12 protein-coding genes and 2 pseudogenes are annotated in these 14,013 nt (G+C 63.2%); 8 read left to right on the top strand and 6 right to left on the bottom strand.

The features are described 5' to 3' along the window. Nucleotides 1–65: 65 nt before the first annotated feature. On the bottom strand, nucleotides 66–1,088 hold the full coding sequence (locus tag F3H41_RS17370; protein WP_149739950.1) for a sugar ABC transporter substrate-binding protein: 1,023 nt from the start codon (nucleotides 1,086–1,088) through the stop codon (nucleotides 66–68). Nucleotides 1,089–1,446: 358 nt separating this feature from the next. Here F3H41_RS17370 and F3H41_RS17365 point away from each other — a divergent pair, with 358 nt between their 5' ends. From F3H41_RS17365 to cysE, 8 genes and pseudogenes are all read left to right on the top strand, one after another. Beyond that, entirely contained in the window at nucleotides 1,447–2,682 is a 1,236-nt protein-coding gene (locus F3H41_RS17365; protein ID WP_149739949.1) for an ROK family transcriptional regulator, read from the top strand. Between the two features lie 51 nt (nucleotides 2,683–2,733). After that, nucleotides 2,734–3,630, top strand: coding sequence for an ROK family protein (locus F3H41_RS17360; protein WP_149739948.1), 897 nt, complete (start codon nucleotides 2,734–2,736; stop codon nucleotides 3,628–3,630). A gap of 38 nt (nucleotides 3,631–3,668) precedes the next feature. Next, entirely contained in the window at nucleotides 3,669–4,457 is a 789-nt protein-coding gene (locus F3H41_RS17355) for an inositol monophosphatase (RefSeq protein ID WP_149739947.1), read from the top strand. A gap of 34 nt (nucleotides 4,458–4,491) precedes the next feature. Continuing rightward, a pseudogene (locus F3H41_RS17350) lies at nucleotides 4,492–4,820 on the top strand (transketolase); the annotation flags it as partial. A gap of 4 nt (nucleotides 4,821–4,824) precedes the next feature. Further along, nucleotides 4,825–5,007, top strand: a pseudogene (locus tag F3H41_RS17345) (transposase); the annotation flags it as partial. Nucleotides 5,008–5,707: 700 nt separating this feature from the next. After that, nucleotides 5,708–6,199 (top strand): histidine kinase, encoded by a 492-nt coding sequence (locus tag F3H41_RS17340; protein ID WP_149739946.1) that lies wholly within the window; start codon nucleotides 5,708–5,710, stop codon nucleotides 6,197–6,199. Between the two features lie 477 nt (nucleotides 6,200–6,676). Beyond that, complete coding sequence (locus F3H41_RS17335) at nucleotides 6,677–7,906, top strand: acyl-CoA dehydrogenase family protein (RefSeq protein ID WP_149739945.1); 1,230 nt, start codon at nucleotides 6,677–6,679, stop codon at nucleotides 7,904–7,906. Nucleotides 7,907–8,041: 135 nt separating this feature from the next. Next, on the top strand, nucleotides 8,042–8,890 hold the full coding sequence (cysE, locus tag F3H41_RS17330) for a serine O-acetyltransferase (protein ID WP_244616252.1): 849 nt from the start codon (nucleotides 8,042–8,044) through the stop codon (nucleotides 8,888–8,890). A gap of 106 nt (nucleotides 8,891–8,996) precedes the next feature. Here the strand turns inward: cysE and F3H41_RS17325 are convergent, their stop codons facing one another. The 5 genes from F3H41_RS17325 to F3H41_RS17305 all read right to left on the bottom strand — a co-directional run bounded on the left by F3H41_RS17325 (nucleotide 8,997) and on the right by F3H41_RS17305 (nucleotide 13,968). Further along, entirely contained in the window at nucleotides 8,997–9,758 is a 762-nt protein-coding gene (locus F3H41_RS17325) for an ATP-binding cassette domain-containing protein (protein WP_149739943.1), read from the bottom strand. Next, nucleotides 9,758–10,597 (bottom strand): ABC transporter permease subunit, encoded by an 840-nt coding sequence (locus F3H41_RS17320; RefSeq protein WP_149739942.1) that lies wholly within the window; start codon nucleotides 10,595–10,597, stop codon nucleotides 9,758–9,760. Before F3H41_RS17320 ends, F3H41_RS17325 begins: the two co-directional genes overlap by 1 nt. Beyond that, nucleotides 10,597–11,550, bottom strand: coding sequence for a sulfonate ABC transporter substrate-binding protein (locus tag F3H41_RS17315; protein WP_149739941.1), 954 nt, complete (start codon nucleotides 11,548–11,550; stop codon nucleotides 10,597–10,599). Before F3H41_RS17315 ends, F3H41_RS17320 begins: the two co-directional genes overlap by 1 nt. Before the next feature lie 222 nt (nucleotides 11,551–11,772). Continuing rightward, complete coding sequence (locus F3H41_RS17310; RefSeq protein ID WP_149739940.1) at nucleotides 11,773–12,555, bottom strand: ABC transporter ATP-binding protein; 783 nt, start codon at nucleotides 12,553–12,555, stop codon at nucleotides 11,773–11,775. A 63-nt stretch (nucleotides 12,556–12,618) separates the two neighbouring features. Further along, nucleotides 12,619–13,968, bottom strand: coding sequence for an ABC transporter substrate-binding protein (locus F3H41_RS17305; protein ID WP_149739939.1), 1,350 nt, complete (start codon nucleotides 13,966–13,968; stop codon nucleotides 12,619–12,621). Between the last annotated feature and the right edge of the window lie 45 nt (nucleotides 13,969–14,013).

The following is a 14,013-nucleotide window of genomic DNA, read 5'->3' as shown; positions in this document are numbered from 1 at the left end:
CGCGCATCCCCTGCTTTGTCCTTGGGAGGACCGTTTTCAGAGGCTTTCCCGATAAGGGACCTGGATCAGCCCCAGCACTTCTTCAGGGCTTCGTCCGAAGTCATCGACTTCAGTCCTTCGACGGGATGGTCGGTCACCAGTTCCACGCCGGTGTTGAAGAAGTCGAGGCCGGGAGTCGGCTCGGGCTTCTTGCCGCTGTCGGCAAATGTCTTGATTGCCTCGATGCCCATCGACGCCATCATCAGCGGGAACTGCATGGAGGTGGCGCCGATGATGCCGGCCTTGACGTTCTGGACGCCAGGGCATCCACCATCGATCGACACGACCGTCACCTTGTCCTTACGGCCCGCGGCCTTGATCGCCTCGTAGGCGCCAGCCGCCGTCGGCTCGTTGATCGTGTAGACGAGGTTGATCTCCGGATCGACCTGCAGCAGGCTTTCCATGCCGGTACGGCCGCCGTCTTCATTCGCATTGGTCACGGCGTTGCCGATGATGCGCTTGTCATCCTCGTCGCCGATCCGCTGCGGGTTCTTCACATCGATGCCGAACCCCGTCAGGAAACCCTGGTTGCGCATATAGTCGACGGTGATCTGCTGGGCATTAAGGTTGAGGAGCGCGATCTTCGCATCCTTGCTCTTGTCGCCAAGTGTTCCGGCCGCCCATTTGCCGACGAGCTCGCCGGCCTTGAAATTGTCGGTCGCGAAGGTCGCGTCGGCGGCATTGGCGGGATCAAGCGGCGTATCCAGCGCGATCGTCAGCAGGCCGGCCTTGCGGGCCTCGGTGATGACGGGCACCAGCGCGCTCGAATCGTTCGGCGTCAAAAGAATACCCTTGGCGCCGCTGCCGATGCAGGATTCGATCGCGGCGATTTGCGTGTCGGCATCGCCGTCCTGCTTGCCCGCGAAGGTCAAGAGGTTAATGCCGAGTTCCTTCGCCTTTGCGGACGCACCTTCCTTCATCTTGACGAAGAACGGATTGACCTCGGTCTTGGTGATCAGGCAGGCGGTGATGTCTTCGGCGTGTGCCGGCGCGCCGAGCGCGAGCGCCATCGCGATCCCCGAGACAGTGCCTGCAAAAAGATTTCGCATGTTTTCCTCCCTATGCCCTTAGGCGTTCGCTCTCCCGATCGGTGGCGACCGGGCGTCATCGGCTCCTCACTGCCGACCGTCACAGGCAAACATCAAAGCCATTCACTGTCAATAGATAAGTCGGTATGATTTATGAAATGACGCGAAACGCCCAGAACATCAGCCTTTGTCGTTTTTATTGCTGATTTACGCCCTTCCAGCATCAACAATAATCATACCGAATGATTTATATGTTGACGACAATCCTGTTATTTCCGATAGTCGATTCATCAGCGAGCACTTGCCCGGCGGCGCAATCGGCGCTTTGCTATGGGTAACGCCAGCCCGAAAAGGGCGCGTCTTGTTGGAGGGGACGGATTTGCTGGAGACCGAAAGAGCCGAACAGGATCAGCCGAGCCTTGGCGATCCGAGCCGCGGCACCAACCAGACAGGGATCAAGCTCTACAATGAGCGGCTCGTGCTCTCGCTGGTGCGCGCCCACGGCTCGTTGTCGAAGGTCGAGATCTCCCGCCTGACCGGCCTTTCGACGCAGGCAAGCTCCGTCATCATGAAGCAGCTCGAAAGCGATGGCTTGTTGATCAAGGGCGCTCCGCAGCGCGGCAAGGTCGGCCAGCCCTCGGTTCCGATGTCGCTCAATCCCGAAGGCGCGTTTTCGATCGGCCTCAAGGTCGGTCGACGCACGGCGGAGCTGGTCTTGATGGATCTCTCGGGTGCGGTGCGCCGGTTCATCAGCACCACCTATCGCTACCCGACGCCCTCGCTGCTGCTCGCCTTCCTGGAGCAGGGCGTCAACGAGATCATCGACAACATGACCCGGCTGCAGTTCTCGCGCATGCGCGGCATCGGCATCGCCGTTCCCTCGGAAATGTGGAGCTGGGAAGAAGAAGTCGGCGCGCCGCACGATGTAGTGGAAGCGTGGAAATGGTTCGACCTGAAATCCGAGATCGAGCAGATGTTCGCCCTGCCCGTCCATTCCTACAACGACGCGACGGCAGCCTGCGCTGCGGAGCTCGCCTTCGGCGAGGGGCGGAAATATCCGGATTTTCTCTACATATTCTTCGCAACGCTGATCGGCGGCGGCGTCGTCCTCGACGGCTCGCTTTATCCCGGTCGGCGCGGCTATGCTGGCTCGATCGGCTCGGCGCCGGTTCCGTCAACGGTACCGGGTGGTGCACCGCAGCGGCTGATCCAGTGCGCCTCGATCTTCCTGCTGGAGCGGATGATCGTCGCCGAGGGCGGCGACCCCAGCGTCATCTGGCACAAATCGGACGACTGGTCGCACATCGGCGCGGTGCTCGATCGCTGGATCGAGCAGACGACCGACAGCCTGGCGCTGGCGATCGGCTCGTTCATATCGGTGATCGACTTCCATCACGTCGTGATCGACGGCGGTTTTCCGCCGCATGTCCGCGCCGTGGTGGTGGAAAGGACCAGGGAGAAGCTCGGGCGCCTGGAGATGCAGGGAGCGGCGCCCGTGGAAATCGTCGAAGGCAAAATCGGCAGCGACGCACGCGTCTTAGGCGCCGCAAGCCTGCCGCTTCTTGCCGACTACGCGCGCGACCGCGACGTGCTCTTCAGCTCGGCGGCCTCGTGATTGATATCATCACGCAATAGGGCTCGGCCCAAGCGAGCCTGGGAGGAAAACGTGCTCATAGGAATAGATTGGGGTGGCACCAAGATCGAAGGTGTCGCCATGACGCGCGAAGGCAGGGAATTGCTGCGACTGCGCGAGGATACGCCACGCCACGACTATTTCGGCTGCATCGCCATGATCAAGGCGATGATCGATGCGCTGGAGGAAAAGACCGGCGAGAGGGGATCGATCGGCATCGGCATTCCCGGCTCGCTCGAGCCCGTCAGCCGGCTGGGCAAGGGCGCAAGCTCGACCTGGCTGCTTGGACGGCCGGTAGAGAAGGACCTGCATGACGCGATCCAGCGCGACCTGCGCGTCGAAAACGACGCCGATTGCTTCGCCGCTTCGGAAGCGGTCGATGGCGCCGGCGTCGGCCACAACGTGGTCTTTGCTGTCATCCTCGGCTCGGGCGCCGGCGCCGGCATCGCCGTCGGCGGCAAGGCGCATCATGGTCCGAACAACAGCGGCGGCGAGTGGGGCCACAATCCCCTGCCCTTTCCCGATGTCACCGAAATCGCCGGCCGCCCCTGCTATTGCGGCCGCCATAGCTGCATGGAGACCTGGGTCGCCGGCCGCGCCTTCGAGGCCGAATATACGCGCCACACCAACGAGGAGCTTAAGGCGCGGGAGATTATCGCCAAGAAGCGCGATGGCGACCGCCTCTGCGGGCTTCTTTGGGATCGCTATGTCGACCGCGTTGCCAGGGGGCTTGCGACCGTCGTCAACACGCTGGACCCGGATGTTCTCGTGATGGGCGGCGGCATGTCCAACGTCGACGAACTCTACGAGGACCTGCCGCCGGCGCTCGCCAAGCGAACCTTCTCCACCGTCTTCCATACGCCCATCCGAAAGGCCGTGCATGGCGATTCCAGCGGCGTGCGTGGCGCCGCCTGGCTCTGGAAAGACTGAGCTGCCCGCTGCCCGACCTCATTCAAGGACAACACTCGATGACCGCTCAATCCAGTATCAACGCGCGCTTCCAGTTCGCGCTCGACCTCATCCGTCAGGCCGGCGATCTCGCTCATGGCTATTTCAAGAACCGCGACAGCCTGACGATCAAGGAGAAGGGTCTGCAGGACATGGCCAGCGAGGCCGACCTCAACACCGAACTGCTGATCCGCGGCGCACTGGAAAAGCACTTCCCCGATGACGCCTTCCTCGGCGAGGAGACCGGCCTTTCGGAATTCGCCGAAGGCCAGGGGATCTGGGTGGTCGATCCGATCGACGGCACCCAGCCGTTTATCTCCGGCATGTCGAGCTGGTGTGTCTCCATCGCCTTCGTGCAAGACAGCGCGCTGAAATTCGGCATGGTCTACGCGCCCGAGCGCAACGAGCTCTTTGCCGGCGGCATCGATTCTCCGGCAACGCTGAACGGCGCGCCGGTTGGCCGGCATCCCGGAAAAACCATCCGCGACGGCATCGTCGGCGTCGGTTATTCGCCGCGCGTGACGCCCGACGAATTCCTGCCGATGTTCGAACGCTTCCTGAAGGAAGGCGGCATGTTCTACCGCGACGGATCGGGGGCGCTGACGCTCTGCTACATCGCCAGCGGCCGCCTGCTCGGCTACATCGAGCCACATATCAACTCGTGGGATTGCCTCGGCGCCATCGCCGTCATCCGCGCCGCTGGCCTGAAGACCAACGACTTCCTAGCCGATGACGGGCTTCGCAAGGGCAATCGGGTAATCGCCGGCAACGAGACGATCTACCAGGCGCTTGTCGAGATCTACGGCTGAGCTTCTCCTTCTCTGATCGCAAGACATTGGGTTCATGATTTCTCCTCAACAACACGACCGGATGGCAATGCGATCCGTTCCCCCTCAATGGATGCAGTCGAGAAGGCGAATTCCGGCCATCCGGGCATGCCGATGGGTATGGCCGACGTCGCCACCGTCCTGTTCTCGAAGTATCTGAAGTTCGACCCGACCAAACCGCATTGGCCGGACCGTGACAAGTTCTTACTGTCGACCGGCCATGGCTCGATGCCGCTTTACTCGCTGCTGTACTTGACCGGTTACCCGGACATGTCGGTTGACGATCTGAAGGCGTTCCGCCAGCTCGGCTCCAAGACCGCCGGCCACCCGGAATACGGCCACGCCAGGGTTATCGAAGGTGCTCTCGGCTACCTGGCAGAGGTGCAGGATTCACTTTATGCGCCACGCGCTGGACCATGCCGGGAAGAGCGGAAGGCGCGTCGTCTCCGCATTCATCGCCGCGGCTTTTGCCCAGGATATACCGGAGGCAGCAAGTACCCAGTGGCGCAATGTCGCCGACCAGATCAGGCCATGTGGATCACTCCGTTGCCCACGTCGCTCTCCGCGTCGGGGGAAGGTTCACATGGCTCAATTCTCAATGGAAATTATGCGCCTAACCGGCTCAGTTCTGCGCGCAAACCAACAGCCTGAAGGCTACAGGATCGCCTGGGCAGCGCTGCGGCACGGGTCCGCGATGCAAGCGCGTTGCGTTCGCGCCCTACTACCCAGTCGATCGGTTTGGATGCTCGGCCTAAAGCTGGGTGCGCCGGTCGGGCAGAAGCCGCTGTGTGGTGGGGAGAGAGGGAGAAGCCGCTTCCGTGCGGGAAGCGAAGCATTTAAGGGTCGACATAGCCGGAGACCTTTCCAAGGAAGGTTGCTGGTCAGGCCCCCGTTCGGTGTTCCAGCACCGGCGGGGGCCGCTAAGTGTCTGCAGATGTTCAGTTTCTGCCGACACTGTCGACATAGCCCGGAGAACGCACTCCGGCAAGGGATCAGAACGCATCCGGAACAAAGAGCCCGCGTATGGTTAACGTGGGGCTCAAGCTACCGTGCCCATCGCGCTCAGCAGCAGAGTCGCTCGCGCGGGCTGGTGGGGCACCCGCGATCCGACAGATCGCCATGCACATCGCCGTTTTAGAGATCCCTTTACGAGACACAATCGCCTTGGATATATCGATGCCGCTGGACATCGTCCGCATCCCTTACCGGGAACATCCTTGAAAAGGTCGACCATGAAGAAGCTTCTTCTCGCCTGCGCTTTTGCACTCTCTCTGCCGTTCAGCGTCTCCGCTGCCGAACTGATCTTCCCCAGCGATGCTCCGGTCGCATCGATCACCATTCCCGACAGCTGGGGCCCCAAGGAAACCGAAACCGGCGTCGACGCCACCTCCGAAGACGGGGCAATCTACTTCTCGATCGATGTCGCTGATGCTGCCTCGACGGACAAGACGACGGAAATCGCCATCGACTTTCTGACGAAGAACGGCGTCAAGATCGACCCGGCAACGCTGAAGGAGTCTCCCGAGACCGATGTGAACGGCTTGAAGATCTCCTCTCTCGATTACCAGGGCACGGACGAGGACGGCCCGGTTGACGTCTCGATCGGCTTTGCCGCCGCCGGTGAGAAAGTGCTGATCTTCACCTATTGGGGTTCGAAGGACACGCAGGCCGCGCACCAGAAAGAGCTCGGCGAGATGCTGGCCTCCCTCAAGCCGGCAAGCTGAGAGCGAAGACTGGACGCCGAAGCGACTCGTGACCGTGACGTCCTCGGCATCCTGCTGGTTCGTCTGGACCCGCATTGCCTCTGAAGTTCGGGGGAGCTTGGAGCGTTCACAAAGCGATAGCGCGTCATTCTGGGTAGAATGACGCGCCAAGGGTCCTGGGTTGAGCGACTACATTCTCGGCGTTATCGGCCAGAACTCATCCCAGCCGCTGCCAGCGCCTGCTGCCCGCTTCTTGGCGCCGAACGCCTCGGCGCCGCGTCAGCTCTCAGTGCAAATCTACACATTGAAATGGGAATCGGAGCAAAACCAACTCCCATTTTCTGATTAAAAATATATAATTTCTGTTTTTATCAGCATGCGTTCTTTATATTGCCGCAGAATTCTCCGTTGTCGGCCTGTCCCAGACCATGGAGATCGGCCCGCATCTAACGCAGGACGGCGCTTCTGACACCGCTTTGATTTTCCGAGGACCATGGGATGACACAGATTGACAGCGCCTGGGGGGAAGGCCCTTCGGAGCGTTACGAGACTTTGGCCCAACGCTTTCGCCCGCTCTTTGCCGAGATTGCCAAGGGAGCCGTCGAGCGCGATCTCTCGCGCCAGCTGCCGGTCGGCGAAATTGCGGCGCTGAAGGCTGTCGGCTTCGGTGCCATCCGCATTCCTGAGGCAGAGGGTGGCGCGGGGGCGACACTTCCCGAACTCTTCAACCTGCTCATCGAGCTCTCGGCCGCCGATTCCAACATTACGCAGGCGCTGCGCGGCCATTTCGGGTTTGCGGAAGAGGTCGTCAACCGGCCCTCAGGGCCGCAGCGCGCCCGCTGGGTCAAGCGGATCGTGGCCGGCGAGATCGTCGGCAATGCCTGGACCGAAATCGGCAATGCCAGCCAGGAGGCCTTTTCGACGCGCGTCAGCGAAAAGGATGGCGCACTGGTCGTCAATGGCGCCAAGTACTACACGACCGGCTCGCTCTTTGCCGACTGGATCAATGTCGGCGTGACCGGCCTTGATGGCGCCAGCGGTGCCGCGCAGGTGCGCCGCGACGCAGCCGGCGTGACAGTCATCGACGACTGGGACGGCTTCGGACAAATCCTGACGGCGTCCGGCACGGCCACCTTCGCCGATGTTCCCGTCGATCCCGCCGATGTGGTGCCGGACGAGGCGCAGTTCCGGTATGGCGCGGGCTATTACCAGACGGTTCACCTCGCGACGCTCGCCGGCATCGCCCGGGCGATCGCGAACGAGACGGCCGACGCGGTCGCCAAGCGCACGCGTCATTACACCAACGCGGCCGGCCCGCGCTCCAGCCAGGATCCCCAGGTTCTTCAGGTCGTCGGCCGCATCCGCTCCAATGCCTATGCCGCAACGGCCATCGTACTGCAGGTGGCACGTTCTCTGGAGCGTGCCTATCAGGCGCATTTCGCCGGAGATCAGGCGGCAGAAGAGCGCGCCAACGTGATCGCCGAAATCGAAACGTCGCAAGCGCTGACCGTCGTTACAAATCTCGTGCTGGAGGCGGCGACGATCCTCTTCGACACGCTCGGCGCATCGGCGGCGCGCAAGCCCGCCGGGCTCGACCGGCACTGGCGCAATGCCCGCACGCTCGCCTCCCACAATCCGCGCATCTACAAGGACCGCATCGTCGGCGATTTCGCCGTCAACGGCACGCCGCCGCCCTACCAGTGGCGCATCGGCCAAGCGCCGGCATGACGCCGCAGGAAAAGCCCCTGCGCAGCAAAAGCCGGCTGCCCTCCCATCGCGACATCGCCACGGCGCACCATCAAGATCTGCTGCATCCGATCGCAAAGCCACGAAAGCCTTGAAACCATGCGGGGAGCTCGCGACGTGCCGGTGCACGATGACAACATCATCTTCCTGCCGCTTGAGGAACCCGCGAGCCGCAATGTCGCCCTGCTGTGGGAAACCTTGCGTCGGGAAGCGGATGCTGCGCTCCGGCGGGACCGGGCGCTGGCGCGCACCATGAACGCGGCTGTGCTCATGCATGCCAGTTTTGGCCACGCGCTCTCGCACCGCCTGGCCATCAAGCTTTTCGATCATGATATCGACCGGGACGAATTGCTGACGCTGGTTCATGGCGCCTATATCGACGCGCCGGACCTTCTGTCGGCCGCCGTGGCGGACCTCCTCGCGGTCAAGGATCGGGATCCGAGCAACACGGAGGTCCTGACCCCCTTCCTGTACTTCAAGGGCTTCTATGCCCTTCAGGGCTACCGCATCGCCCACTGGCTGTGGACCCATGACCGAAGCCATTTGGCGCGGCACATTCAAAGCCGCATCTCGGAGGTCTTTGCCATCGATATCCATCCGGCCGCAGTGATGGGACGCGGCATCATGCTCGATCACGGCAGCGGTCTCGTCATTGGCGAAACCGCCGTCGTCGAGGATGATGTCTCGATCCTGCAGAACGTGACGCTCGGCGGCACGGGCAAGGAGACCGGCGATCGCCACCCGAAGGTGCGCCGGGGCGCGCTGATCGGCGCCGGCGCGAAGATTCTCGGCAATATCGAGGTCGGCATGGGGGCGAAGGTCGGCGCCGGAAGCGTCGTCGTCTCATCTGTCGCCCCCTACACCTCCGTCGTCGGCGTTCCCGCGCGACCCATCGGGCGCCCCCACACCGCCCTTCCCGGCGTCACGATGGACCAGGTGCTAAGCGAGCCGGACTACGTGATTTGAAGTATGGGAAAGGGATCACCAGAGGGTTTGAGAAGGCGTTGGCCTGAAGGCGACCGCCGCAGGCTGCGGGCGTGCCGGGCAGAAGCGAATCCCGCCCGACACCGCATCAGACCGTTTCGAGGATCTGCCTTTGCAGTTCGACGGCGCGGGGGTCGGCGAGTTCCCGGCGCGGGCGTTCCAGGTCGACGGGAATGTCGAGGGCGATGGCGCCTTCCTTCAGCACGATGACGCGATCGGCGAGCGCAACGGCCTCGGCGACGTCATGGGTGATCAGCACCGTGGTGAAACCGCGCTGGCGCCAGATGCCCTCAAGCAGCTTGTGCATCTCGATGCGGGTCAATGCATCCAGCGCACCGAAGGGCTCGTCGAGGAGAAGGATCTGCGGGCGGCTGACCAGCGCGCGGGCCAGCGCGACGCGCTGGCGCTGCCCGCCGGAGAGAACCGACGGCCAGTCGTCTTCACGCCCGGCAAGGCCGACGGCGGCCAGCGTTTCGGTGGCCGCCTCGCGCCAGTCCGGACCGCGGGCGATGCCGACATTTTCGACGACGCGCTGCCAGGGCACCAGGCGCGCCTCCTGGAAGAGCAGCCGCACCTGCGGGTTCAGCCCCTCGACCTGACTTTTGCCGATCGCCACCTGCCCGGCCGTCGGCCGGTCGAGCCCGGCAATCAGGCGCAGCAGCGTGGACTTGCCGCCGCCCGAGCGACCGACGACGGCCACGAACTGCCCGGCGGGAATGTTAAGGTCGAAGCGCCTGAGAACCTGAAGCGCACCGAACGCCTTTTCGACGCGTGAGAGGGAGATGCCCAGACCGCCATCGGCAGCCGGCGCGGTCGAATCCTGCCGCGTCCAGTCTTCAACGGCGGCCATCAGCGTTTCTCTCCGGATGTCTGGTAGGCGGGATGCCAGGCCAGCACCCGCTTTTCGATCAGCCGCGTCAGGCTGTCGGCAACCTTGCCGAGCAGCGCGTAGATGATGATGCCGAGCAGCACGACGTCGGTCAGAAAGAACTCGCGCGCATTCATCGTCATATAGCCGATACCGGCATTTGCCGAGATGGTTTCGGCGACGATGAGGGTAAGCCACATGAAGCCCAGCGCATAGCGAAGACCAATGAGGATCGACGGCAGGGCGCCGGGAAGAATGATGCGCGTGATCAGCGCCTTGCGGTCCAGCCCGTAGATCTGCGCCATCTCGATCACCTGCGGATCGACGGTCCGCACGCCATGGAAGGTGTTGATGTAGATCGGGAAGAAGACGCCGATCGAGACGAGGAAGATCTTGGCCGTCTCGTCGATGCCGAACCAGAGGATGACGAGCGGGATGAGCGCCAGATGCGGAATGTTGCGCAGCATCTGCAGCGTGCTGTCGAGCAGGGTTTCGGCCGGCTTCCAAAGGCCGTTGACGATGCCGGCCACGAAGCCGAGGCCACCGCCAATGGCAAGACCGATCAAGGCCCGCTGCGTGGAGACCAGCGTATGATAGATCAGCGTCCCGTCGAGCAGCGCCGTCCAGCCGGCCAGCGCCACCGTGCTCGGCGCCGGCATCAGCCGCGCCGTGACGAAGCCGGCCCGTGCCGCGATCTCCCAGATGATGAGAAGAGCGAGCGGCAGGGCCCAGGGGGCAAGCCGCTCCCAGAGGATACGGGAGCGGTCGGAGGCCGCCTTCTCCCGCCCGGCCTCATGCGGCGCCAGCGCCACCTCCGCCATCACGCCCCGCCTTTCCAGACGGCATCGGCGATGCTCAGCTTCTTCGGAACGAGGCCGAGTTCGAAGAACGTATCGGCGATGGCTTGCTGCTGGGCAACGACGGCCTCGTCGAGCGTCTTCACGCCATAGGACTGGCGGTCGAGGGCACGCACCAGAACCGGTTCGGGAATGCCGACCGAGGGCGAGAGTTCGGCTGCCGCGGCGGCCGTGTTGGCTTTCGTCCATTCATCGATTTCGGCGATCGCCTCGATGACAACCTCGACAGCGTTGGCATGGGCCTCCACGAAGGGACGGGCGCCGAGATAGAACTGGTGGTTGGGCACGATGCCCTCGCCATTGCGCAACTCGCGCGCCTCGATGGCGACTTCGGCCGCCGCCTGGAAGGGATCCCAGATGACCCAGGCATCGACGGCGCCGCGTTCGAAGGCGGCACGCCCATCGGCCGGAGGCAGGAAGGAGACCTTGATATCCGTATAGGCAAGACCGGCCTCTTCCAGCGCCTTGACGAGCAGATAGTGCACGTTGGAGCCCTTGTTGAGCGCCACCGTCTTGCCCTTGAGGTCGGCAACCGTCTTGATCGGGCTGTCCTTCGGCACAAGGATCGCCTCGCCGCGCGGAGCCGGCGGTTCGTGGGCGACATAGACCAGCGGGGCGCCGGCGGCCTGCGCGAAGATCGGCGGCGTTTCGCCCGTCGAGCCGAAATCGACGGCGCCGACATTCAGCCCTTCCAGCAATTGCGGCCCGGCCGGAAACTCCGTCCACTGCACCTGATAGCCGATGGCCTCCAGCTTCTTTTCCAGGAGACCCTTGCCCTTCAGCAGCACGAGCGTTCCGTATTTCTGGAAGCCGATGCGCACGACCTTGTCCTCGGCCAATGCGCCTTTCGCGCCAAGGAACGGCAGAACCGCAGACCCTCCCAACAATCCGGTGAAGCCACGTCTGGTGATGCGCATCGCAAAACTCCTGTTCAAATCCCCTGCCCCGGCGGTTCTGCGGGACCTGATCGAAAATCCGATAGTTTTTATGGATTTCACAGGAATAAAATACTTAGATCCCGGCCTTCAGGGAATTTCCGCGCCAAGGGTCAGCTCCCATCGACAAATCGTTTCCGATGGCCGGGCGGAGGGCACAGAAAGCCGAATTCAACCGCAGACGGCCGGCGCACGTTGCCGACGTCAGTCGATACCGCCGAGATAGATGTGATGGAGATCTGAGCGGGCGGCGAGATCCTGTGCTGCTCCCTCCAGCGCCACACGTCCCGTCTCCAGCACATAGGCGCGGTGGGCGTGGCTGAGCGAGAGGGCCGCATTCTGCTCGGCCAGCAGGAAGGCCGTGCCGCGTTCACGGTTGAGCCGGGTAATGATCTCGAAGATTTCCTCGACGATCAGCGGCGCAAGGCCCATGGACGGCTCGTCGAGAAGCACGAGGCGCGGTTCGGTCAGGAGCGCGCGACCGATCGCCAGCATCTGCTGTTCGCCGCCCGAAGTCAGGCCAGCCTGGGTTTGCCGCTTGTCCTTCAGACGGGGAAACCAGGCGTAGATGTCGTTGACCTTCGACAGAAGTGCCTTGCGCGAGGGCTTTTGCAGGAAGGCCCCCGTCAGGAGATTTTCCTCCACCGTCAGATGCGGGAAGACGTGCCGGCCCTCCAGAACATGCACGAGGCCGCGTTTGGCCCTCAGATTGGCGGGAATGGCCAGCACATCCTGACCGTCGAACCGCACCGCGCCGCGGCTGACAGTGGCGCGATCGGCGGCCGCGAGACCGGAGATCGCCTTCAGCGTCGTGCTCTTGCCAGCCCCATTCGCCCCCAGCAGGGCGACGATCTCCCCCGGCCCGAGCGTGAGGGAAACATCGGCCACCGCCAGGATCGCCCCGCCATAGACGACCTCGATGGACTCGACATCGAGAATGCTTTGCGAAGCCGTTTCGGCAGTCGGATGCGTCACACCAGGGGTCATGGTCAAGATCCTTGCTCGGGTTGAAGGACGGGCACGCAGCAACCACGTGCCCGATTATGTCGATCAGTTCGTTCCGACGTCGCGCGGCTTGATGCCGTGCTCCTTGGCATAGGCGGCAGACTTTGCCTCGATCAGCGGACGCAGCGTTTCGCGGTCGGCCTTGACCCAGTCGCTGACCGGCGTCCAGGCCTTGCCGTCCCACTGCTGGACGCGCACGGAGCCGCCACCTTCATGGTCGAGCGGCGTCAGTTGCAGGTTCTGCGAAAGGCCGAGGAAACCGGCTTTCTCAAGGGCGGCGTCATCGAGCTTCAGATGCTCCAGCGCCCACTGACCTTCCTCGCCGGTGATCGGACGATTGCCGAATTTGGCCTGCGCCTGGCGGACGATCTCGACGGAGATCAGGGCATCGAGAAGGCCGGAATTGTAGTAGACCGAGCCGAAGGCCTTGGGATCACGCAGGTCCGACTTGCCCTGATCGAGGATGTATTTCTTCAGGCGCTTGTGGATCTCGAAATTCGCACCGGCCGGGTACGGTGTCAGCGCCAGATAGCCCTTGGCGGCATCCCCGGCGGGGATCGCATCCTCTTCGGAACTGGCCCAGACATCGCCGATGATGCGGTCGGAGGGGAAACCGAAACGCTGCGCTGTCTTGATGGCGACCGGCGTCGAGACACCCCAGGTGCGCAGGAACACCCAGTCCGGCTTTACCTCGCGAACCTGGCGCCACTGCGCCGACTGTTCGTTGCCGGGATCGGCGACGGGGATCTGGATGTTCTCGAAGCCGTATTTCTCGGCCAGCAACGCCAGGGGATCGAGCGTTTCGCGGCCATAGGCACTGTCATGATAGACAGTGGCGATCTTCTTGCCCTTGAGCTTGTCGAAGCCGCCTTCGCGTTCCGCGATGTAGTTCAGCAGCGCAGAGGCTTCGGAATAGAAGGTCAGGACGACTGGGAAGATATAGGGAAAGACGCGACCGTCCGTGGCTTCCGTCCGGCCATAGGCCAGCGTTACCTGCGGGATCTTGTCCTTGGCGGCGCGGTCGGCCAGCGCATAGGCCGCCGGGGCGCCGTTGGGGAAATAGGCCGAGACCGGTGCGCCGTTCAGGCCGTTCTTGAAGCGCTCATAGCACTCGATGCCCTTTTCGGCGGTCCATTCTGTCTCGCATTCCTGCCAGACGATCTTCACCCCGTTGATGCCGCCTTCGACCTCGTTGAGGTAGCGGTAGTAATCGATTCGGGCAGCCCAGATCGACGCGCCGACCGCAGCGTACGGCCCGACGCGGTAACTCGCGATCGGAAAGAACTGCTTGTCGCTGTCGGGGCCGGGCGTCGTGTCGAGCGCGCTCGCCTGGCCGGCAAGAAGAAGCGTGGCGGTGGCGGCAGCCGCCAGCGAGCGGAGGAAAGTCTTACGCATGATCGTCTCCAGGTGTTGGAGACGGGAGACGCCCCGAAGGCGCGC

It is taken from the genome of Rhizobium sp. RU20A (genome assembly GCF_900155885.1).
Lineage (GTDB): Bacteria > Pseudomonadota > Alphaproteobacteria > Rhizobiales > Rhizobiaceae > RU20A.
This window is presented reverse-complemented; position numbering and strand designations above follow the sequence as displayed.

Coding starts and splice junctions, on each gene's coding strand:
- F3H41_RS17355 (WP_149739947.1), top strand. CDS start 3,669: ATGACCGCTCAATCCAGTATCAACGCGCGCTTCCAGTTCGCGCTCGAC.
- F3H41_RS17335 (WP_149739945.1), top strand. CDS start 6,677: ATGACACAGATTGACAGCGCCTGGGGGGAAGGCCCTTCGGAGCGTTAC.
- F3H41_RS17370 (WP_149739950.1), bottom strand. CDS start 1,088: ATGCGAAATCTTTTTGCAGGCACTGTCTCGGGGATCGCGATGGCGCTC.
- F3H41_RS17305 (WP_149739939.1), bottom strand. CDS start 13,968: ATGCGTAAGACTTTCCTCCGCTCGCTGGCGGCTGCCGCCACCGCCACG.
- F3H41_RS17320 (WP_149739942.1), bottom strand. CDS start 10,597: ATGGCGGAGGTGGCGCTGGCGCCGCATGAGGCCGGGCGGGAGAAGGCG.
- F3H41_RS17315 (WP_149739941.1), bottom strand. CDS start 11,550: ATGCGCATCACCAGACGTGGCTTCACCGGATTGTTGGGAGGGTCTGCG.
- F3H41_RS17310 (WP_149739940.1), bottom strand. CDS start 12,555: ATGACCCCTGGTGTGACGCATCCGACTGCCGAAACGGCTTCGCAAAGC.
- F3H41_RS17340 (WP_149739946.1), top strand. CDS start 5,708: ATGAAGAAGCTTCTTCTCGCCTGCGCTTTTGCACTCTCTCTGCCGTTC.
- F3H41_RS17325 (WP_149739943.1), bottom strand. CDS start 9,758: ATGGCCGCCGTTGAAGACTGGACGCGGCAGGATTCGACCGCGCCGGCT.